Origin of the sequence: Bacillus sp. FSL R7-0646 (genome assembly GCF_037969865.1) — a bacterium.
GTDB lineage: Bacteria > Bacillota > Bacilli > Bacillales > Bacillaceae > Bacillus > Bacillus licheniformis.
Genome location: NZ_CP150217.1, coordinates 1,893,829 through 1,915,528 on the forward strand (window position 1 = coordinate 1,893,829; position 21,700 = coordinate 1,915,528).

Genomic DNA, 21,700 nt, shown 5'->3' on the forward strand with positions numbered 1-21,700 from the left:
TGCCTTGCATGGTTTTTTCAGATTGCCTGACAAAATCCTGAAACAGGTTACTGTTTTGGGATTTTTCGTTTTCAAAGCGACTTTACAATCACCTGCGGCCGTTGCCGGTCTTTCAGAGGAAAAAAACTTTGGCAACCTGTCTAAAACGCCGCCGTCATCACGTCCTGTGAAAGTCCGAGGCATTCAAATTTACAAAGCGGCATCTAGTCGCTAAACTAAGTAGTGTTTACATCAATTCAGTTTGAAAATGAAAAGGAATGAGCGAACAATGAAACCTAAGATCGTCATCAACCATTGGGAAGAGACGTGTGAAGATGATTCCTGCTATGAATACGGCACAAGTATTCTCGTAAACGGAAAAGAGCTTGTCAGGGAAGCGTCGATCATGACGGCTGTTCAGTCGGTTCTTAAGGAACTCGGCATCGAAGCCGATATTAAAGAGGTATGCGAGAACAAGTGCTGTGACGCTTACAAAAAATAAGCGAAAAAGTCTAGTCTACTAACTCAATTTTTTTCGTGTTATGATAGATTTCGGTTTGTGAGTAGGATGAGCGAACGGCTCTCATTCTACTCATATTTCTTTGGCCTAAGGCCTCCTAAGCTGAAGCGAATTGTGAACTTTCATCAACTCGAGCACAATATATTGTGTTTTCTTGAATGATAGTATACTATATATTGTGTAAGGTTCGAGTGGAAGACTCGGAAACAATTTTACTAGGTCGTGATAATGATGATTCAGATCGTATTTGATTCAAAAACGGGAAACGTTCAGCGCTTTGTGGATAAGACGCCTTTTCGCAATAAACGGAAAGTCAGCACAGAGGAGTATCTAGACGAACCGTTTGTTTTGATCACGTACACGACAGGGTTTGGGGAAGTTCCGAAAACGACTGAGATGTTTCTTGAGAAAAACGCCCATCTTCTTTTGGGAGTTGCGGCAAGCGGAAACAGAGTGTGGGGAGACAATTTTGCGAAAAGCGCAGAAAAAATCTCGAAGCAGTATCAGGTTCCGATTCTCGGCAAATTTGAGCTCAGCGGGACGGCCAAAGACGTTGAACTGTTTACTCAGGAGGTAGAAAGAGTTGTCACAAAATCAAGTGCCAAAATGGATCCAGTTAAACAATGAGATCATGATCCAAAAAGACGGGAAATTCCAGTTTGATAAAGATAAAGAAGCTGTACATAGTTATTTTGTAGACTATATCAACCAAAATACGGTATTTTTCCATGATCTGAAAGAGAAAATCGATTACTTAATCAAGAATGACTACTATGAAGAAGAGTTTTTAAGCCGCTACACGTTTGAAGAAATCAAAGAAGTGTTCAAAGAGGCTTACGCCAAAAAATTCAGATTCCCGTCCTTTATGAGCGCTTTTAAGTTTTACAATGATTATGCGCTGAAGACAAACGACAAGAAAAAAATTCTTGAACGCTATGAAGACAGAATCTCTATCGTAGCTTTATTTTTTGCAAACGGGGATAAGGAGAAGGCGAAGGAATTCGTCAGAATGATGATCAACCAGGAGTATCAGCCGAGCACGCCGACGTTCTTAAATGCCGGCCGCAAACGCCGCGGAGAGCTGGTCAGCTGTTTCCTCTTGGAAGTCAATGATTCCTTGAACGACATTTCGAGAGCGATTGACATTTCGATGCAGCTGTCAAAGCTCGGCGGAGGCGTATCTTTAAACCTTTCAAAACTGCGTGCGAAAGGCGAAGCGATCAAAGATGTCGAAAACGCGACAAAAGGTGTCGTCGGCGTGATGAAGCTTCTTGACAACGCATTCCGCTACGCTGACCAAATGGGGCAAAGACAAGGCTCAGGCGCTGCGTACTTAAACATTTTCCACCGCGACATCAACGATTTCCTCGATACGAAGAAGATTTCGGCTGACGAGGATGTCCGGGTGAAAACATTGTCCATCGGGGTTGTCATTCCAGATAAATTCATCGAGCTTGCAAGAGAGGATAAAGCGGCATACGTCTTCTATCCGCACACCGTTTATAAAGCGTACGGCGAGCACCTCGACGAAATGGATATGAACGAGATGTACGACCGGCTTGTGGAAGATCCGCGCGTCAAAAAAGAAAAAATCCACCCGCGCAAGATGCTCGAAAAGCTTGCGATGTTAAGATCGGAATCCGGGTATCCGTACATTATGTTCCAGGACAACGTCAACAACGTGCATGCGAACAATCATATTTCAAAAGTTAAATTTTCCAACCTTTGCTCGGAGGTTCTGCAGGCTTCACAAGTTTCATCATACACAGACTACGGTCAAGAAGATGAGATCGGCCTTGACATCTCCTGCAACCTTGGTTCATTGAACATTTTGAACGTCATGAAAAACAAATCGCTCGAGCAGACAGTTAAGCTTGCAACCGATTCGCTGACGCACGTTTCTGAAACGACAAACATTACAAACGCACCGGCTGTCAAAAAAGCGAACAAAGCGATGAAATCCATCGGGCTCGGAGCGATGAACCTGCACGGATTCTTGGCACAGAACAATATCGCCTACGAAAGTGAGGAAGCGAGGGACTTCGCGAACACTTTCTTTATGATGATGAACTTCTACTCGATTGAACGATCCGCCGAAATCGCCAAAGAAAAAGGTGAGACGTACCATGGGTACGAAGGTTCAGCTTACGCAACGGGTGAATACTTCGAAAAGTATGTTACACAAGATTTCTCGCCTAAATTCGAAAAAGTGGCCAAGCTTTTTGAAGGCATGCACATCCCGACAAAAGAAGACTGGAAGCAGCTGAAACAGTTTGTCAAAGAACACGGATTGTACCACAGCTACCGGCTGTGCATCGCACCGACCGGATCCATTTCATATGTACAGTCAAGCACAGCATCGGTTATGCCGATCATGGAGCGGATTGAAGAAAGAACATACGGCAACTCCAAGACGTATTATCCAATGCCTGGACTTGCGCCGAGCAACTGGTTCTACTATAAGGAAGCGTATGATATGGACATGTTCAGGGTTGTCGACATGATCTCGACGATTCAGCAGCACGTTGACCAAGGCATAAGCTTTACATTGTTCCTGAAAGATACAATGACGACACGCGATTTGAACCGGATCGATCTTTATGCCCACCATAAAGGAATCAAAACACTTTACTATGCAAGAACGAAGGATACAGGGCAAGAAGGCTGCCTTTCTTGTGTCGTTTGATTAAAGGAGAGTATGCGAAAGTGACGAAAATTTACGATGCAGCAAACTGGTCAAAGCATGAAGATGATTTTACCCAAATGTTTTACAACCAAAATGTAAAGCAGTTTTGGCTTCCGGAAGAGATTGCGCTTAATGGAGATCTTCTGACATGGAAGTACTTGGGTAAAAATGAACAGGACACATACATGAAGGTGCTCGCGGGGCTGACGCTTCTCGATACAGAGCAGGGGAACACGGGAATGCCCCTTGTTGCTGAGCATGTGGAAGGGCATCAGCGCAAAGCGGTGCTGAATTTCATGGCGATGATGGAAAACGCGGTCCACGCCAAGTCCTATTCAAACATTTTCATGACGCTGGCCCCGACAGAGACGATCAACGAAGTCTTTGAATGGGTCAAACAAAACAAATACCTGCAGAAAAAAGCTCAGATCATTGTCGGGCTCTATGAAAAAATCCGCCAGGGCGATAAAATCTCGCTGTTTAAAGCGATGGTCGCATCCGTTTATTTAGAAAGCTTCCTGTTCTACAGCGGCTTCTACTACCCGCTTTATTTTTACGGACAGGGCAAGCTGATGCAAAGCGGCGAAATCATCAACCTGATCTTGCGTGATGAAGCGATTCACGGCGTCTATGTCGGCCTGCTCGCTCAGGAGATTTACAATCAGCAGACGCCGGAGAAAAAAGAAGAGCTGTATGCATTTTCCATTGATCTATTGAAAGAGCTTTATGAAAATGAGCTTGAATATACAGAAGACCTGTACGATCAAGTCGGCCTTTCACACGACGTGAAGAAGTTCATCCGCTACAATGCCAACAAAGCGCTGATGAACCTTGGCTTTGAAGCTTATTTTGAAGAAGAAGAGATCAATCCGATCGTGTTGAACGGGTTGAATACGAAAACGAAGTCACACGACTTCTTCTCAATGAAAGGGAACGGCTACAAAAAAGCAACAGTTGAACCGTTAAAAGACGACGACTTTTACTTTGACGATAAGTAAGCCGGGCTAAAAGGGCGCGCCAGCGCCCAAGCCCTGCCCTTCAGCTATTGATACACGGCAAAATGAGAGCAGAACGAATCTGCTCTTTTCACTTTGAGGAGGAAACGGATACAATGGGAAAAATGGACGAAATGATTCTCGTGGTCCCGCGGGAAAACGTATTTGCAAATGAAACGCTGACCTTCCAAGGCGTCAACAGCGACGGTGAGACGATCGGGAAGATCATGGCGCATATTGAACGCCACTTCAGTGAAATGAGAAGGGGAGACGCCGAGGAAGATCCTGCATTTAAACAGCCGATCCCTTATGTTGTCATCAAAAGAGAAGACGAAATATTTGTATATGAGCGGCTCGAAGGCGGAGGGGAAGCGCGGCTTCACAACAAGCTGTCACTCGGCTTCGGCGGACACATGAACTTTGCCGAAGGGCTTGACTTTCCCGATATTCTGAAGTTGAATACAGACCGCGAACTTGATGAAGAGCTTCTAATCGAGGAATCAGCTAAAGAAAAAATGGTGACGCTCGGACTGATTAATGATGATGAAAACAGCGTCGGGAAAGTACATATCGGAATCCTTTCAGCGCTTGAATTAAAACCGGGCGCACACGTTGAAGTCAAAGAAAAGGAGCAGATTGCCGGCCGTTGGATGAAAGCCAGTGATCTGAAAGAAAAAAGCGTCTATGACAGACTTGAATCTTGGTCACAGTTTGTCGTTGATATCTTAGTTTAAATTGGAAAACTCGCTGATCAGCGAGTTTTCTTTTCGTATAGAACCGGTTTCCATTGAAAAAATGAGCCATGCTTTTCGATCAGCCCGAAGCCGGGATATGGGAAATGACAGCCGTGGAGCAGGAACTGTCCGTTATAAGCCTGTCGGGCCAGCAGTCTCCTTGTCTTTTCTCCCTCGATAGGATCATGCTCAAGCGAAACCCGCAGCTTCGGATTGGAGATACTTTCCGGAATATGAAATACATCATTGATGATCTGACAGACGCCGTCTTTTGTATGCAATTCAATGGTCAGGTGTCCAGGCGTATGTCCGGGCGTATGGATCAGCTTCAGTCCGGGAAGCAGTTCGGTGTCTTCTGTCAGCAGCTTCAGAAGCGGCCGGACAGCGGAGAGAATGTGAAACTGAGGAGACGCCGGCGTTTGTTTTGCGTACAGCCATTCTGCTTCACTGAGCAGATGAACAGCGTTTGGAAAAGCGGGCTCTCCGTTTTTTAGAAGACCTCCCGTGTGATCTAAATGACTGTGTGACAAAATGACATAGTCTATCGAGTCAGGCTTGATTCCCGCCTGCTTCAGGTGATGAAGCAAGTGCCCGCTTTCTTGTCCGCCTGTTTCCCCAAATCCCGTATCAATCAGTATCCGTTTGCCGTTCGTCTCCAGACAGGCAAAGTTCAGCGCTGCTTCAAATTCTTCAGGATAACGTTCTGTTTCCTTGGAGTCTCCTCCCGCCAAAAAAAAATCCCTTGAAACCCGAAATGCTCCATCAGATAAAATTGTCATTTGAAAAGACTCGAGCTGCATGCGGTATGGCTCCTTCATGATAAATCCTTCCCCCTTGTGTTTGACCGAGCTGCCTTTGAAAAGGCAGCTTCATTGTGTCTTTTCATTTGCGATGAGATTTTTGATCGGTTATTATTAAATCGTAATTATTATGATTTAATAGCGGAAGTATAACTGAATCCGTTTATTCTTTCAATCAAAATATACTGTTTAAAAGGAAAGGAGCATGATTTTATGCCGACACTGGAAGAGCTGTATCGGTCCGTCATTATGGATCATGCAAGATACAGGCGAAATTTTCGAAAAATCGATAAACACGGCGTGTATTACGTCCATTACAAAAATCCAACATGCGGTGATGTGATGACTTTGTTTATCGACATTAAAAATGAAAAGATCGAAGACGCAGCTTTTATCGGAGATGGGTGCAGCATCAGCATGGCTTCCTCATCAATCATGACTGAACTGATAAAAGGAAAGACGTTAAAAGAAGCCGGGTTAATGCGTGAAGCGATGGAAAATATGATCAGAAAAGGAGAAGAGCCGGAAGAGGATCTGCTGGGAGATGCCGTTTCCCTGATTGGCGTCCATCCGTTGCGGGCCCGTCATAACTGTGCCCTGATGCCTTGGCAGGCGCTCGATCGGATCAAAGAGAACGTTTATTAAATGAACATCACATCTAAAGCACTCCGGTTCTAAAGCCACCGGCAAAGAATATCGGAAGATTCAAGGGAAAAAAGGGGCAGTAACGAAAGAGGTATGGAAAACGAAACGAATGTAAAGCAGGAAGCAATGGCGCAGCTTAAACGGAAAGGCATTCGAATGACACCGCAGCGGCTGGCTATCTACCATTATTTTCTAGCCAACAGGAACCACCCCACAATAGCTGAAATTCAACAATCATTGAGGGAGATATATCCTGCCGTCAGTACAGCGACGATATACAACACCATCCGCTATTTTAAACAAGAGGGCCTTATAAAAGAAATGGGGTTTACCGATCCGCTTCGTTTTGATTTGGCTCTAGAGGAACATGATCATGTCATATGCGAAGTATGCGGGAAGATCGTCGATTTTCATTGTCCGCAACTAGAGAAAGTAAAAGACATTGCGGCACGGCTGACCGGATTTAAAGTGACACATCACCGATTGGAACTGTACGGCATCTGCAACGATTGCCAGGCGAAAAGAAAATACGCCGCTAAAGAGAAAGGGGTTAGATAAAAAATTTGCTTGTGCGAAAAACCAAAAACCGATATATTGGTTTTATGATGAAGAATAACATTAAACGAATCAAACGAATTTCGCTTCGGGAAGAAGTGTATCAAACGCTGAAGCGCGCCATCGTACATTTGGAGCTAAAGCCGGAGGAGCGCCTGCATGACCAGGAGCTTGCAGAGCAGTTTGGCATCAGCCGCACACCTGTCAGGGAGGCGCTCAAACGACTGGAAGATGAAGGCCTTGTTGAAGCTGTCCCGGGATCGGCAACACGTGTAGCACCGTTAAATCGCGAGGAGGCTGAACACGCTTTTACAGTCACTGCGGCGCTGCATGCGCTGGCTGTCAGACTGTCGCTTCCTTTTTTAACGGATTCCGACTTTGATCAGCTGGAGGCGCATAACAAAACGTTGCAGCAAGCGATTCAAAAAGAAGACATTATCGAAGCAATCGAATCAGATGCTGCTTTTCATGACGTGTTTTTACAAGCATCAAAAAACCCGGAAATAACCCGGGCATTGGAAAGGATTTCTTCAAAAATTTACCGCCTTGAAATGTCGCAGTTTTCCTCGATCGGCAGCTTGAAATCTGTTGAACAGCATCAGAACATCATCGATGCCTGCAGACAGGGGGATCGGAATGCGGCCATCAAGCTTGCCGAGGAAAACTGGCTCAGTCTCGGAGATCGATTGGCCGGACATCAGGAAAAGGAGTGAAGGGATTGTGAGGCCGATTATACTGGGCGTTTTTGCAGCCTTCTTTTTTGCTTTTACATTCGTTTTAAACAGGGCGATGGAGCTTGAAGGGGGAAGCTGGATCTGGAGCGCTTCGCTGAGATTTATCTTCATGGCGCCTCTTTTATTTGCCATCGTTTGGCTTAGGGGGAATGTGAAAGAGCTTTTTCAGGAAATTAAAAAAGCGCCGGGCATTTGGGTGAGATGGAGCATCATCGGCTTCGGTCTCTTTTATGCGCCGCTCTGTTTTGCGGCGGCTTACGGACCGGGCTGGCTGATCGCGGGAACATGGCAAATCACGATCATTTCCGGTTCCCTCTTGGCGCCGCTTTTTTATGAAACCGTTCAAACAAAAACAGGTCCCGTACAGATAAGAGGCAAAATTCCTTATAAGGGGCTCACGATGTCGTTCATCATTTTAATCGGGGTGGCGCTGATGCAAGCTGAGCACGCGGCACAGCTTTCTTTGCACGAGATGCTGCTGTGCATCGCGCCGGTTATATTGGCTTCATTTGCTTATCCGCTTGGGAACAGAAAAATGATGGAAGTTTGCGCCGGGCGCCTCGATGCTTATCAGCGGGTATTGGGGATGACGCTGGCAAGCCTTCCGTTTTGGCTGATCCTCTCGCTGTACGGGCTGGCATCGGCAGGTGCGCCCAGCCGGGGACAAGTCATTCAGTCAGGATTGGTGGCTGTATTTTCCGGAATATGCGCGACTGTGCTGTTCTTTGCCGCAACAGATCTTGTAAAAGGGGATATGCGCAAATTAGCGGCTGTTGAGGCCACACAATCGTTTGAAGTGCTGTTTGCGGCCGCTGGTGAAATTTTAATCCTATCGAGTCCGCTTCCCGGTGCCATCTCATGGAGCGGAATGGCTCTTGTGATTATCGGAATGGTGTTGAACAGCCATGCATCGAATCAAAAGCCGGCGGTTCAAAGTAAAGCTGCAAAAGCATAAAAAAAGCCTGCGATCTATACGAGACAGATCGCGGGCTTTTCTTGATGATTGTCCCTATTCCTGGTAAATGAAAGCATCAAATCCGGCGTTTTTGGCTTGCTGAACAAGCGCTTCTGCATTCTCTTTCGAAGAAAAGGCGCCAATTTGCACTTTGTAAAGGCTGTCCCTGTCAATTACAATGGCATCAAACCCTTTTGCTTTCGCTTGAGCGGCAAGTGAATCGGCGTTGGCTTTGTCCCTGAAAGCGCCGATTTGCACTTTAAAAAGGGCTGTGGATTTTTTTGAAAGGTTAAATGCCCTTGCCAGTCCGTTGGCGTGGCCTCTCGCAATGGATTGAATAAACGCGGATGACTTCAGTTTCTCGGCGTCGCTTGTATTGTCTACAAAGCCATTTTCCGTAAGCAGTGCTGGCATTGCTGTTTCCCTTAGCACGTGAAAATTGGCTGTTTTCTTGCCGCGATCCCTGAAATCAACCACTTTTAAAATCTCTTCATGCATGATATCCCGATAGGTGGTGGTAGGTGCGCCGACGCCGGGATAAATGTAATCCTCGAAACCTGTCCCGCCCCCGGCATTGATGTGAATCGATAGAAAGTAGTCCGCCCCCCAGCTGTTCGCGGCGTTCGTGCGTTGCGTCAGACTGACGGTTTGGTCGCTTGTCCGGCTCAGCTGGACTGTAACATTTTGATATTCATTCAGGAGAATGTTTCTTAAAGCCAAGGCGATTTGCAATGTTAACTGTTTTTCTTGCAAACCATTGGCTGAAGCGCCTGGATCAGTCCCGCCATGGCCGGGATCGATAAAAATTTTTACCACAAGACATCACCTCAATAAACAGTCTATGAACTGATGTATGGGAAGGGTTGTACGATTGTCACCTGATAACGGAATTTTTTAAATATTCAGCTTATTATAGAACGCAATATGATCTTTAGGCAAGGGGGTTGCATGATTAATGTTTTTATCATATAATAAATTACGCTGCATTGTACGTAATGATAATTAAGTTTTAACCTTTAAGCTGTAATAGGGAGTTTTATATCGGAACCGGAATGTCATGCCTTCCTCGAAAGGACGACAGGAACGTTTCTGCAGACACCCACTTTGAGGAGTGTGGTTTAAAACTTTCTTACTTGCATACGGCAATTGCAGCACTTAAGTCATTTGAACAAAATGGCTTTTTTATTTGCGGAAAAATAGTTTACAATAAAAATTTTATGTAAACTAAATTGCTGTGAAATTTGAAATAAAGGGCGGTTTCCGCCCTTTTATTCATTTTAAAGCGAATTGCGTAATATGAAATTAATGCGTGAATGCCAGCCGGCAGAAGATGCAAAAATGACTGGCGTCAAAAATGCTGAATGATCATAATTCCTGTGATCATCAGGACGATTCCTAGAATGCGCTGGACGTTCAAGCGGTGTTTGGGGATTCCGAACCACCCAAAATGATCGATGACGAGGGCGATGATCATTTGGCCGCTTAAAGCCAAAACAACAGTAAGAGACGCTCCGACAATCGGCAAAAGCAAAATATTGGACGTAATAAAGACGACGCCGAGTATTCCGCCTGTCCAGAGCCACCACGGACTGCTTGTGACAAAGGTTTTTGCTGTTTGTAAATTGTTTAAAAATAACCGCCGATGCTCAATGAACGATGTAAGAAAAAGAAGAACGAGCATTCCCACCAAAAACGAAATCAGAGAAGCGATAAAAGGTGAGTGGATAGCATTTCTCAGCTCTGAATTAATGGATGTTTGAATCGGGGATGCCATTCCGGCAAAAAGCCCGAGCATCATGAAAAGAAAAACGTACATAGATTTGTTTTTCATCTGTGATGAACTCCCTTGCTATTTAATATTTTTTGATGATGAAAACTCCGGAAATAATGAATAAAATGCCGATGATTCTAGGAAAGTTTAATTCATGAACGGGTACGTGAAACCATCCGAAGTGATCGATCGCCAGAGCCATGATCATCTGCCCAAGCAGAGTGACGACAACCGTCAGAGCTGATCCAAGACGCGGAAGCAACAAAATATTTGAAGTTAAATAAAAAACGCCTAAACATCCGCCTCCAATGAGGATCCACCAGGGAATGGAAGGAACAAGTCCGATGATAGACAAAAAATGGCGCTCTGTCACTAAGGCGACAATGAGCAGGAGAAGCGTCCCGACAAAAAAAGAAATGGCCGCCGCCCCGTAAGGTGACCCGATTTTCATGCCCAGCCGTGAATTAATTGAGGTTTGAACGGGAATGGCCATTCCGGCCAAAATGCCGGCTATCAGTATTAAAATGATCATCATTTCTAAAAACTCCTTTTTGCGTTGATTGGAACGATTATTTCAAATCTGCGGAAAGCCTTGCTGTTTTGAAGGACACCTTGTATTTTGGCGAAAAGGAGTTCATGATGCAAGTGTTGATTGATGAAAAGATTGCTTATTGTGATCCCCTCTGCGGCTTAATGTTGAGAGTGCCCCCTTATGTATTAAATAGCGCAAATCGGTAGAACAGCCAAGTGGGACAATAACTTTGATTTTTACGATCCGCCATACAAAAACCTTTGGTATCCCAGTCATTGTAAAGCTCACTTTTGTCTTTTCTTTTGCGACCTTTGCCATTGCATCCTGCACATTGAAATTCAAAGCCAATACTTTCCTCAACAGCCGCTTTATTTCTACATATCATTTCTATATTTGTATAAAAAATCAAGTTTGAATCACGGCAAAATTCCGCTCACCCAATTGAACAGGCAAATTTTTGGGAAAGAAGAATTGTTAAACTGAAAAAAGTCCTTTACACTACAAGTAATATTTTGTTAGGGGGTGGGAACGTGTTCAACGAAAGAGAGGCGCTCCGATTAAGACTGGAGCAACTGAACAATGCCGAGATTCAGATCATACGCGAACTCCAAAGTGAGCGGAAAGACATTTATTCCAGGCTGCGGGAATTAGATCGTCAAAAAGTTTCTTCATCACATCATAAAAAAACTTTATTAGAGTTAGTCGATGAAACTGTAAATCTCTTGAAAAAATAGATCGAGTTGTAGATGAAAGAATTAACAGCAGCCGATGCTTGACCAAAAAGATAAAAAAGCAAGTTATACTTGTAATTGTGCGAAAAATGGAAAGGTTAGCAACTTGACTAGAAAAAAAACATTGTATAAGATTATTCTTACAAATCCAATAGGAATAAAAGCCCTAAAACTGACTGACTTGTCAATCAAGGCTTAGGGTGAGGAGGGAAATACATGGGGAATACAGACACAAGAGAGGAATTGCTACATATCGCGCTTGAGCTTTTTGCTACGAAAGGATACCACGCGGCAAAAATTTCAGATATCGTAAAACAGGCTGGCGTTGCACAGGGAACCTTTTACTGGCACTTCAAAAGCAAAGAAGAAATCGCCAAGGAAATCATAGGCAGAGGGAAAGATAACCTTCTCGCAGCCATTCATCAAGGCTACAGGCAAACGTTTGCTCTTGCCGATGATATGATCCAATCCACGACAGCGCTTATGAAAAGAATTTTTACGTTTGCACAGGAGAATAGAAACTTAATGACATTTTTATTAGTCAAGGGACAAGGCGCCGATCCGGAAATCAGGGAGGCAATCGAAGAGGCGCTGATCAGTGTTGAACAGGCATTTAAAAAGAACATTCAAAGGGCTACAGAACTTGGAATGCTAAATTCCTCCCATAACACTGATCTGCAGGCCACCATGTTAACAAGTCTTGTGTTGGGCACACTATCAAAATGGCTTTTTGGGCCAAAGCATGATCTGAATTATGTTCCTAAGTTTTCAGTTGATGAAATGACTGAAGAATTGGTTCATTTTGAATTTTTCGGACTGATTGGCCAAAGGGGGAATTAAATTTGTCTACTATTCAAAAAACAAATGGAGAGTTTGGGATTTTTCATGAAGCCGGTATGCAGGCGAAAGGGTCTTTCACTCCGAATTCAGACGGACTTACACCGATTGAGCTGTTGGAAGCTTCATTAGGTATGTGCATCACCATTTCTTTGCAAAAGATGTTTGAAAGGGATGGTATAGAGGTGCTGGAGGATGAGTTTTCCGTTTCTGTTTCCGCCGCTAAAGCCCCCGAAGGCCCGTCCCGTGTTGAAAAATGTTCGGTTAGCGTTAAATTGCCTGAGCATCTTCCGACCGACTATAAAAAGAAACTAATCACCTCTGCTGAAAGGGCATGTACAATCGGCAATACGTTAAAGCGAGGGGTAACGATTGATACCAATATGGTGTAACAACCTACATGATGAAACGAAGGAGCATGAAAATGGAAAACAACAGTAAAAAACCTTCCTATACAAACGCTGATGATTTTGCTGTTACATCAGTCCCTGAAAATAAAAGAAAATCGATTTTTAACATTACGATTACAAGCTGTGCCTGGATCATCTCATTGTCGACGATTGTGACTGGAGGGGCATTAATCCAGGGATTGAATTTTGCACATGCCGTTTTAGCAGCTGTCTTAGGCATGCTGATTCTTGCGGTATATGGCTTTTTTCAAGGAGTAATGGGTGCGAAATACGGAATATCGACTACCGTTCTTGCCCGTCTGGCCTTTGGTCGCTACGGATCGAGCCTTTTTGGAATTGTCTTGGCGCTGACGCTTGGAATCGGCTGGTTCGGCTGGCAGGTTGCTTTCTTTGGCACGACCATTTCCGAAATGTTTCCGGGTGTTTGGCTTGCAAAGCCTGAGGTCGCCATCGTTTGGGGCGGCATTTTAATGATCCTTACCGCGTTTATAGGATATCGCGGGCTTGCCGCTTTAAGCTTTATCGCTGTACCTTTAGTCGTCATTTTTTCCATATGGGGAATCATAAGTGCTGTCAATTACTCAGGAAGCTGGCATAACTTGCTGACATTTCACCCGACAGGGGATCCTCTGACGATATTTGCCGGAATTACAATTGTCGTTGGAAATGCTGCATTGGGCGCGGTTGTTTTTCCTGATGTGACGAGATATGCAAAAGGAGCGGTTTCAGGAGGAATAGGCGCTTCTGTAGGTTATTTCCTTGGAGGAGTGTTCTGTCTTGTTGCGGGAGCGGCAATGGCGATTGCCGCGAATGTTCCGGATATCGGGTCAACACCGAATATTCCTGCCGCTATGAGCAAGCTTGGCCTGGGCTTTTTAGCATTTTTAATCATCGTTTTTGCACAATGGACGACAAACGATAACAATTTGTATACCGGTTCGCTAGGGCTTCGCAATGTTGTGAACATTCCTAAGAAAGCACTTGTGGCGATCATGGGCGTGATCGGAATTATCATTGCATTACTAGGTGTCCAAAATATGTTTGTGCCATTTTTAACATTCTTAGGCTTGTATGTTCCGCCGATTGCGGGAGTCATGATCGCCGATCATTGGATCACAGCACCTGTCATCAAGAAAAAACAATATCAATTCGGGGCTGGAACAACTTATTCGAAGCTGAATGTTGCGGCGATTCTTTCGGTGATCATCGGAGGTTTTACCGCTTCAAAGATAACGTTCGGCATCGGGCCGATTAACTCTACTATACTTGCATTTTTGATTTATATCATCTTTACGTTTATTTTCACAAAATTAAATCTCCGTTACGAAATCGGAGAAGCGACAGAGGAATCGTCTGGTTTTTAAGCGGATAAGGAGGAAAGGTTTTCAATGATGAATGAAAAAAACCAATGGGTATTTGGAATTGATGTCGGCGGGACGTTTACAGATTTAGTGGCAGTCAACAAGGACGGAAAAATGGTTTCGACGAAGACGCCTTCAACCCCAGACCAGTCTGATGGTGTCATGAACGGAATTAAAAAAATGGCTGAAATCATCGGAATAGACGTAAAGGATCTATTAGCCAATAGTCCATTGGTTGTCCATGGAACAACAGTTGCCACTAACGCCTTGCTGGAATATAACGGAGCAAAGGTGGGGCTTCTCACAACGGAAGGCTTTCGGGACGAAATCGAATTCCGCCGCGCGTATAAAGAAAGCGTGTTTTCTCCGCGCTTAGAAGCTCCTTATCAAATTGTCCCAAGAAGGTATCGTGTGGGGATTCCTGAACGACTGGATCATACAGGAAATGTCGTAACTAAGCTTGATGAAGAAGCCGTCCGCCGGGCAGTCCGCGGGTTTATCCAAGAGGGGGTCGAAGCCGTTGCTGTCTGCTTTCTGTTCAGCTTCATGAATCCTTCACATGAAATCCGTGTCAAAGAGATTATTCAAGAGGAAGCTCCCGGCATGTTTGTATCGTTATCGTATGAAGTGCTGCCGCAGATTCGGGAATTTGAACGGGTGAGCACGACCATTGTCAATGCGTTTACCGGCCCTTCCATGCAAAGCTACTTAAACCATCTTGACGAACGGTTTCGCGAAGACGGATTTACTGGAGAACTGTTTGTTATGCAATCAAACGGGGGGGTCCAAAATGTCATTCAAAGCGGGAAATTTGCCGCGGGTGGCCTTTTGTCAGGTCCAGCCGGAGGAGTGACGGCTGCTTCCTTTATCGGGGAAAAATCGGGCTACGAGAACGTCATTACCGTAGACATGGGCGGAACAAGCTATGATGTCTCGGTTATCGAAAAATTAAATCCGGCGATCACGACGGAAAATTGGATCAGCAGATACAGGGTTGCCTTGCCGATGATGGATATCCATACGATCGGCTCCGGCGGCGGAAGCATCGCCTGGATTGACAGCGGCGGAGCTTTACAAGTCGGCCCGCGAAGCGCAGGCTCAAATCCGGGGCCGGCCTGCTACGGAAGGGGCGGAGAAGAACCGACTGTTACAGACGTGAATGTCTTCTTAGGCTATATCAACCCTGATAACTTCCTTGGCGGAGAAATGAAGCTTGACCGTTCGCTGGCTGAAAAAGCCATTCGTACACGAATTGCCGAACCGCTCGGAATTTCGACAGTGGAAGCCGCGCTTGCAATCTCACAAATCGTCAATAGTGATATGTCAAATGCAGTCCACTTTGTAACGACACAGCGAGGCCATGATCCAAGGAACTTCGCCCTGATGGCTGTCGGCGGCGCCGGAGCCATCCATGCAGGCAAGCAGGCGGAAGACCTGGGCATTAAAACCGTTATCGTTCCGTCCCTTGCTCCGGTCTTTTGTGCGCTCGGCGATGTGGCGGCAAACCTTAAAGTAACGGAGCTCAGGACGCGCTTTGAAAGTTTGAAAAACGTTGACCTGCAAGCGATGAACGCCGATTTTGAAAAGATGGAACAGACGGCCCGCGAAAAACTTGGAGGCCAATCGGTCACCAATCAATATGAAACGCGTCGCTTTATCGATATGCGCTACGCGGGGGAAGTCCATGAAGTAACCGTACCGGTGAAGTCAAGGACGCGAAGGATTACAGAGTTGAATCTTGAAGCAACGGCGGCAGACTTCCATGACCTTCATGAAAGAATGTTTGCCCATAAAGACCCTGAGCACGACATTGAAATCTTAAACCTCCGTCTTGATCTGGTGGGAGTCAGAGAGCCGTTAAAGCTTAAGGAGGAGCAGTTTGAACAAGAGGATCCTTCAAAAGCGAAAACAGGTGAACGCGATATGTATTTTGACATCGAACCGGCGAAAACGCCTATTTTCAACGGGTCAATGCTTGAGCCGGGCAACCTGATTGTCGGTCCTGCCATCATTGAGCAATGGGGTACGACCATTGTTGTTTACCCGGGACATGAGGCTCTAATCGATTCATACCGCAACTGTGTCATCGAAGTAAAGCATGCTCAACAGGCGACAAGAGGTGGAAATGCATGATCCAAGCTCAAATTCTTTATAGAAAGCTGCAAGCGATCGGCAGAGAAGTCGGGGATAATTTGCAGCGAATCTCCCGTTCTCCTGTGCTTTCGCAAGACCGGGCATTTGCTGCAGCGATTTTTACGAATGAGCTGAAAATCGCGGTTCAACATCAATACGAGCCTGAACATTTGTTCGCATTAAAAGAAAGTGTCGAAAATCTGTTCGACTATTTTTCGTTTGATATCGCAGATGGAGATGTGCTGCTGGTCGCAGATCCATACAGCGGCGGAACGAAAGGGCAGTCGCTCACCATGGCGGCGCCGCTATTCCTTGAAGGGGAGCTCGTACTCTTCCCCGCTATCCGCGCTCAGATGATTGATTTGGCCGGCGAGTATCCGGGGGGCTTCCATCCCGATGCATTTGAAGTATGGCAGGAAAATATCAGAATTACTCCGGTTAAGCTTTATAAACAAGGAGTTCTGCAGACTGATATTCTTCGTTTTTTATTATCAAACAGCCGGGTGCCCGCTTCTTTTAAAGCGGATCTTGAAGCCATGTATACATGTTTGCATGGTGCCAAACAGCAATTGAAAACGTTTCTTGGCAGCTACGGTCAAAAAACAGTGGCCGCATCGATCAAAAGCATGTTTGAATACAGCCAAAAAAGGGTTGAGCATCATGTCTCTCATCTGCCTGAAACAGAAATGAGCGCTGTCCAGGAGTTTGAAGTTACCAAAGGGCACAAGAGTACAATTCATGTGCAAATTTCAAAGAAGGAGAATGCGGTTGAGATCGATTTGAGCGGATCGTCAGAGCAGTCCGTAAAGCCGGTTAATTCACCTGCCGCTTTAACGAAGGCGTTTGCCGTTTGGCCGTTTCTTGCAAGGATTGCCGATGAAATACCGATCAATGAAGGAACGCTTCAACCTTTTCAAACGAAGACGAGGCCGGGAACGATTCTAGATCCGGAATTTCCGGCAGCTACAGCACTAGCTCCAAGCATTACCGGACATTTCGTCGCTGCAGCGGTATTTAAAGCCATTCAAAACGGACAAGGCACAAGTGAAGAATTTCCGCCGATTTATGGGCCAGGTCCGCAGGCCGTTTTTTATCCGGAGCTTGGCACAGGAGCCGAAACAAAATCAATCGTTCTCGCACCCGGGTATCCTTCAGCTTCAAAAGGCTTCGGACCGCCTGCTTTATTTGGCCAACGGATGCTTGTCTCTGCGGAGGAATTGGAGCTTTACCACGGTTTTAAAATGGTTTCCCGGGAGTGGACGGACAATGGGGAGGAAATGGAAGTGTCCCTGCTTAACCAGGAGGACGATATTTATTTCAACCTTCTTCTGCCTTTTAGCGAAAGGGGAAAATACGGGTCTCTGTCAAGAACGGGAGACCATGACGAAACCTTTTATGAAAGCACGGTACACCAACATGTGAAAAAAGGCAACCTCCTCGTCTTTACGTACTCTCAAAAGGAGGAGCAGCTATGATCAATCAGGACTTTATCTTATCACAGGTGGTCGGCGGTTCTCTTGATGCGGTTGCCAGGGAAATGAGCGCCACTGTCACGAGAACGGCCCGTTCACCATTGTTTAACGAAGCGCATGATTTTACGACGGGCGTCTTTGACCTTTCCGGCAAAAAATCGCGCCTTGTCGCGCAGGCCCCCGGCTGTACGCTTCACCTTTATGCGGTCGTAGGCGCAGTGGACCATCTATTGGACGCCTTTCGGTATGATCTTCACCCCGGGGATATTCTCCTGGTGAATGATCCGTATCATGGAGGCTCGCACAGCCTTGACTGGACGATCGTCATGCCTGTTTTTTATAATCGCAAGCCGATCCTGCTTCCTGCTGTACGAAGCCATATGGCCGATAATGGCGGTCCGGTTGCCGGAGGGTACAATCCGCGCTCAAAAGACATTTGGCATGACGGGCTGCGGATTCCGCCGTTAAAAATTTATGAGCGGGGAGAAAAGCGAAGGGATGTATTCGATTTAATCGTTGCAAACAACCGGCTTTCACATTGGCTTGAAGGCGACTTAAATGCGATGATCGGGGCGTGCAAGGTCGCTGCCTCCCGAATCCAGACGATGCTGGATAAGTATGGCGCCGAGAAGGTGATTACAGCCATTGACAACCGGATTCAATATACAGAAAACAGGGTTCGCGATGAAATCAGCAGCTGGCCGGACGGCACCTATGTCGGTGAAACATTCGCTGATCACGACTTTCAAGGCAACCGCGATATTAAGGTTCGCGCAACGGTGACCGTCAAAGGCAGCGATCTTCACATTGACTTTACCGGTTCATCCCCGCAAGTAAAAGGCTTCATCAACAGCCCGCTCTCAAATACGACTTCGTTTGCTTTTGTCGGTATTTCGACTTGCTGTGATGAGGATATTCCGATCAATGAAGGATATATGAATCCGGTAACAGTAACCGCGCCTATAGGAACAGTTGTGAACCCGCAGCTGCCGGCACCGTGCGGACACGCGACTGCGTGCGTCGGAGCAGAAATAGCCGAGGCTGTTCTTCAGGCCATTTCACAATGTGCGCCAAAACGGGTCGGAGTGAACGCCCATAAGCTTCCTCTCGCCTATTCTCACGGAAAATACGATGACGGCAAGCCGTGGGTGAATCTGAATTTTTACGGCTATACCGGCGGTGCGGGAGCTGCATACGAAACGGACGGATGGGGGCTTTATCCTCCTGTTATGACAGGAGTTATTCTTCCATCTATTGAAATGACCGAAGTTCAATACCCGAGCCGTGTATTAAAGCATGAATATACAAGCGATTTTACGGGTGCGGGCCGATGGAGAGGCACACCCGGGTTGGATGTTCAAATCCAGCACTTAAAGGAAAGCCGCACAAGCGTCATGATGGCAGGGGGCCGAAACACAACAAAAGGCTTCTGCGGAGCCGGCGATTCACCAAGCAACAAGGTGATTGTCGGGTATGGAACAGACGAAGCCAGAGAAATCGATGAAACGGCTTTTGAAGTCAAAATGCCTGTGGGCGGCATCATCCAATTTTACCGTGCAGGCGGCGGAGGCTGGGGAAATCCGCTGGAACGTGAACCGGAAAAGGTGCTGGACGACGTCTTAAACGAGTTTGTCAGCATTGAATCAGCATTGCAGGATTATGGTGTCGTGATTGACCCTGAGACACTTGCCATTAACGAAGCTGAAACAAAACGTGTGCGGGCATCCAGGCTTCCATAAATAAAAAAGCTGATCTGAGAGGAATTACTTTTCGGATCAGCTTTTTTTCTTTTCAAGACATCTATGGTAAAAAGAGGATAATTGCTTTCGAGAGAGAATGTAAACATAACCGGTTTTATCTTTTTAACCGGCGGGTACATAACAGATTAGCATGTGAAGGAGGCCAAATCATATGAAAAACAAAAAAGCGTTTTGGGGACCTTTTCTGTTCGGCGTCGGCATCATCGCCATGATCGACGGCATCATCTTTCATCAATTGCTTCAATGGCACAGCGTGTACATGGACACAGACCGCTCTCACCAAATTATGAGCGACGGACTGTTCCATCTGTTTTCGCTCGTCATCCTTTTCATCGGCGGAATCCTGCTGTGGAACAGGGGCGAACTTGGCAGCAGCCGGCCGCAGCACATCTTTTGGGGAGCCTCTTTGCTTGGGGCGGGCTGGTTTAACTTCCTTGAAGGCATCATCAACCATCATCTTCTTCAGATTCACCACGTCAACCAGCTAAGCCCGAACCGCCTCTTATTCGACTTTGCTTATGACGCATCGGGCCTTTTGATCATTCTGGCCGGATGGCTGATCTACCGAAAAGGCAAACAGGGATAAAACAGTGGTTTGTCCGCACAGCTACCTGAATACAATAAGAAAATATTTCTCGGGAAAGCGCAGGTTTCAACAAGACCTGCCCTGTTTTTGTCAAAATTTGAAGAAATAAAAAACCCCCATTTTAAAAATTGATGTGATCAGTAACAGCCGCTTGAAGAAGTCGTTTTATGTAAACAAGTTTTTAAAATGCGGCAAAGTGCAGCTGTTCACTTCAAGCAAAAAGGGGATTAAAGAAAGATATTCAGTGGAAAAAAGGTGTTCATATCGTTTAACGGACATCTTTTTTAAATAGGAGGTTTACATATAAAATGTTAAGTGTGCTGCTGCCTAATTTGCTTATATTTTCTGCTATCATTTTATTTTTATATTACATGATCGTATTGGTAAAGGAAAACAAGATAAATCGTAAACAAAACGAGGAAACCCAACAGTTGCTTAGGGAGATATTAAAGGAAGTAAAAAATAAAGATTCAAAGTAATAATAAATGTTATTAAAGTTTCAATATTTCTGGATCAATATAGTCCCAAGGGCAATATGAAGAGGTACTCACAGCAAAAACTGTTATAGAACATAACGACCGCATCTCTGGTCGTCTTTTTTAAAACGCGGCATGTTACTTATCTTGATAGGAAGGTGTCATTCTGTTGAGTAGACAGGGTTTTTGACCGATTCCTGTCCGATAGTAATAAAATATTCATTGACTTAGGAAGGGGTTGAATTCATAAAGTCTTGCAAAATCACTAATATCCGCTTGCTTTCTGGATAGCATTGTTAGAACGTTAGAAGAATAAGGTCTTGGAGGAACACATTTGTTACGCATCCTTTCACTATTGAATGCTACTGAAAATCCATATTAAAAGTACTGTAAGGCTACTTAAAGTATGACATAATGTGGAGCTTCTTGATGAATGGTATTACGTTGAGTATAAAATTTCATCAATAGAGCATTACAAGAGAAAGGTCTACCTTTATATCCTAGTCAAGGTGCTACAGTTGAGCTTTGGGAAAGGAAGCTTAAACAATTGGTCGACTAATATTTAAAGTGTTTTTGTTAGGAGGTAAAACAGTATTGGATAAGAAAGATATTAAGTTCCTCGAGGAGCTGCTTTATAATACAGATAAAGACGATCTAGTAAGAGTGACGAGAAATATTGAAAACCCTGTGATTCTTCAAGTTTTTGCAGCGAATTATAATTGGAATAGTGGTTTTGATGTTCCAAAAGCAATTCTTGAGAATGAGAATTGCGATTATGGTACGGGGTTATTAATGTTCCATTATGCAGATGGTTATCGTATGCTCGAAAGCCCAGACAATGTTTCAGCATCTGCTTTAGAAGAATGGAAAGATTTTTTAATCCAAACATATCAAAAGCTTATAAATTTGCAGTTTAAATCTCAAAATATATCCTGAAATAACAAGGGTTCAACGGTTTAAGTTTTAAAAAAATAACCCGCATATTCCCGATGCTTTACTTGAAAAGTCACCAGGGAAAGTGATTGAAG

22 protein-coding genes and 1 other RNA gene are annotated in these 21,700 nt (G+C 45.1%); 19 read left to right on the forward strand and 4 right to left on the reverse strand.

What is annotated here, in order from left to right:
• Window positions 1-268 precede the first annotated feature (268 nt).
• The 5 genes from MKY62_RS09695 (at window position 269) to MKY62_RS09715 (ending at window position 4,914) form a co-directional block, all read left to right on the forward strand.
• Window positions 269-481: a hypothetical protein gene (locus MKY62_RS09695; protein WP_003182049.1), complete on the forward strand. Its 213-nt coding sequence runs from the start codon at window positions 269-271 to the stop codon at window positions 479-481.
• Window positions 482-730: 249 nt separating this feature from the next.
• A complete protein-coding gene (nrdI, locus tag MKY62_RS09700) occupies window positions 731-1,126 on the forward strand; it encodes a class Ib ribonucleoside-diphosphate reductase assembly flavoprotein NrdI (RefSeq protein WP_011197997.1) in 396 nt (131 codons plus the stop codon).
• A complete protein-coding gene (gene nrdE, locus MKY62_RS09705) occupies window positions 1,083-3,185 on the forward strand; it encodes a class 1b ribonucleoside-diphosphate reductase subunit alpha (protein WP_003182052.1) in 2,103 nt (700 codons plus the stop codon). Before nrdI ends, nrdE begins: the two co-directional genes overlap by 44 nt.
• Before the next feature lie 20 nt (window positions 3,186-3,205).
• Window positions 3,206-4,183, forward strand: coding sequence for a class 1b ribonucleoside-diphosphate reductase subunit beta (gene nrdF, locus MKY62_RS09710; protein ID WP_009328440.1), 978 nt, complete (start codon window positions 3,206-3,208; stop codon window positions 4,181-4,183).
• Window positions 4,184-4,296: 113 nt separating this feature from the next.
• Complete coding sequence (locus MKY62_RS09715; RefSeq protein WP_003182056.1) at window positions 4,297-4,914, forward strand: hypothetical protein; 618 nt, start codon at window positions 4,297-4,299, stop codon at window positions 4,912-4,914.
• A 17-nt stretch (window positions 4,915-4,931) separates the two neighbouring features.
• On the opposite strand, the gene MKY62_RS09720 is transcribed toward MKY62_RS09715, so the two are convergent.
• Window positions 4,932-5,732 (reverse strand): MBL fold metallo-hydrolase, encoded by an 801-nt coding sequence (locus tag MKY62_RS09720; RefSeq protein ID WP_003182059.1) that lies wholly within the window; start codon window positions 5,730-5,732, stop codon window positions 4,932-4,934.
• A 195-nt stretch (window positions 5,733-5,927) separates the two neighbouring features.
• On the opposite strand from MKY62_RS09720, the gene sufU reads away from it, so the two are divergent.
• The 4 genes from sufU (at window position 5,928) to MKY62_RS09740 (ending at window position 8,603) form a co-directional block, all read left to right on the forward strand.
• Window positions 5,928-6,359, forward strand: a complete 432-nt coding sequence (gene sufU, locus MKY62_RS09725; RefSeq protein ID WP_003182061.1) for a Fe-S cluster assembly sulfur transfer protein SufU — start codon at window positions 5,928-5,930, stop codon at window positions 6,357-6,359.
• Between the two features lie 93 nt (window positions 6,360-6,452).
• Window positions 6,453-6,917, forward strand: a complete 465-nt coding sequence (locus tag MKY62_RS09730) for a Fur family transcriptional regulator (protein ID WP_003182064.1) — start codon at window positions 6,453-6,455, stop codon at window positions 6,915-6,917.
• A gap of 44 nt (window positions 6,918-6,961) precedes the next feature.
• Window positions 6,962-7,627, forward strand: coding sequence for a GntR family transcriptional regulator (locus tag MKY62_RS09735; protein ID WP_009328436.1), 666 nt, complete (start codon window positions 6,962-6,964; stop codon window positions 7,625-7,627).
• Window positions 7,628-7,634: 7 nt separating this feature from the next.
• Window positions 7,635-8,603, forward strand: a complete 969-nt coding sequence (locus tag MKY62_RS09740; RefSeq protein ID WP_011197999.1) for a multidrug resistance efflux transporter family protein — start codon at window positions 7,635-7,637, stop codon at window positions 8,601-8,603.
• Between the two features lie 54 nt (window positions 8,604-8,657).
• On the opposite strand, the gene MKY62_RS09745 is transcribed toward MKY62_RS09740, so the two are convergent.
• A complete protein-coding gene (locus MKY62_RS09745) occupies window positions 8,658-9,419 on the reverse strand; it encodes an N-acetylmuramoyl-L-alanine amidase (protein WP_003182101.1) in 762 nt (253 codons plus the stop codon).
• 159 nt (window positions 9,420-9,578) lie between these two features.
• Between MKY62_RS09745 and ssrS the strand changes: the two genes are divergently transcribed.
• Window positions 9,579-9,762, forward strand: a non-coding RNA gene (gene ssrS / locus MKY62_RS09750) — 6S RNA.
• Between the two features lie 189 nt (window positions 9,763-9,951).
• On the opposite strand, the gene MKY62_RS09755 is transcribed toward ssrS, so the two are convergent.
• Window positions 9,952-10,434, reverse strand: a complete 483-nt coding sequence (locus tag MKY62_RS09755; protein WP_003182102.1) for a DMT family transporter — start codon at window positions 10,432-10,434, stop codon at window positions 9,952-9,954.
• A 22-nt stretch (window positions 10,435-10,456) separates the two neighbouring features.
• Entirely contained in the window at window positions 10,457-10,909 is a 453-nt protein-coding gene (locus tag MKY62_RS09760) for a DMT family transporter (RefSeq protein WP_003182104.1), read from the reverse strand.
• 527 nt (window positions 10,910-11,436) lie between these two features.
• On the opposite strand from MKY62_RS09760, the gene MKY62_RS09765 reads away from it, so the two are divergent.
• The 9 genes from MKY62_RS09765 to MKY62_RS09805 all read left to right on the forward strand — a co-directional run bounded on the left by MKY62_RS09765 (window position 11,437) and on the right by MKY62_RS09805 (window position 21,608).
• Entirely contained in the window at window positions 11,437-11,640 is a 204-nt protein-coding gene (locus MKY62_RS09765; RefSeq protein WP_003182112.1) for a hypothetical protein, read from the forward strand.
• Window positions 11,641-11,853: 213 nt separating this feature from the next.
• A complete protein-coding gene (locus MKY62_RS09770; RefSeq protein WP_009328434.1) occupies window positions 11,854-12,477 on the forward strand; it encodes a TetR/AcrR family transcriptional regulator in 624 nt (207 codons plus the stop codon).
• A 2-nt stretch (window positions 12,478-12,479) separates the two neighbouring features.
• On the forward strand, window positions 12,480-12,866 hold the full coding sequence (locus MKY62_RS09775; protein WP_009328433.1) for an OsmC family protein: 387 nt from the start codon (window positions 12,480-12,482) through the stop codon (window positions 12,864-12,866).
• A 32-nt stretch (window positions 12,867-12,898) separates the two neighbouring features.
• Window positions 12,899-14,248, forward strand: coding sequence for a cytosine permease (locus MKY62_RS09780; RefSeq protein WP_011198001.1), 1,350 nt, complete (start codon window positions 12,899-12,901; stop codon window positions 14,246-14,248).
• 24 nt (window positions 14,249-14,272) lie between these two features.
• Window positions 14,273-16,378 (forward strand): hydantoinase/oxoprolinase family protein, encoded by a 2,106-nt coding sequence (locus MKY62_RS09785; RefSeq protein ID WP_011201659.1) that lies wholly within the window; start codon window positions 14,273-14,275, stop codon window positions 16,376-16,378.
• Complete coding sequence (locus tag MKY62_RS09790; RefSeq protein WP_011198003.1) at window positions 16,375-17,853, forward strand: hydantoinase B/oxoprolinase family protein; 1,479 nt, start codon at window positions 16,375-16,377, stop codon at window positions 17,851-17,853. Before MKY62_RS09785 ends, MKY62_RS09790 begins: the two co-directional genes overlap by 4 nt.
• Window positions 17,850-19,589 carry a hydantoinase B/oxoprolinase family protein gene (locus tag MKY62_RS09795; RefSeq protein WP_003182124.1) on the forward strand — a complete coding sequence of 580 codons (1,740 nt, stop codon included), beginning with the start codon at window positions 17,850-17,852 and terminating at the stop codon, window positions 19,587-19,589. The genes MKY62_RS09790 and MKY62_RS09795 overlap by 4 nt, the downstream gene beginning before the upstream one ends.
• Before the next feature lie 172 nt (window positions 19,590-19,761).
• On the forward strand, window positions 19,762-20,196 hold the full coding sequence (locus MKY62_RS09800) for a DUF2243 domain-containing protein (RefSeq protein WP_003182126.1): 435 nt from the start codon (window positions 19,762-19,764) through the stop codon (window positions 20,194-20,196).
• A 1,070-nt stretch (window positions 20,197-21,266) separates the two neighbouring features.
• Entirely contained in the window at window positions 21,267-21,608 is a 342-nt protein-coding gene (locus tag MKY62_RS09805) for a DUF4274 domain-containing protein (protein ID WP_003182130.1), read from the forward strand.
• The last annotated feature ends 92 nt before the right edge of the window (window positions 21,609-21,700 follow it).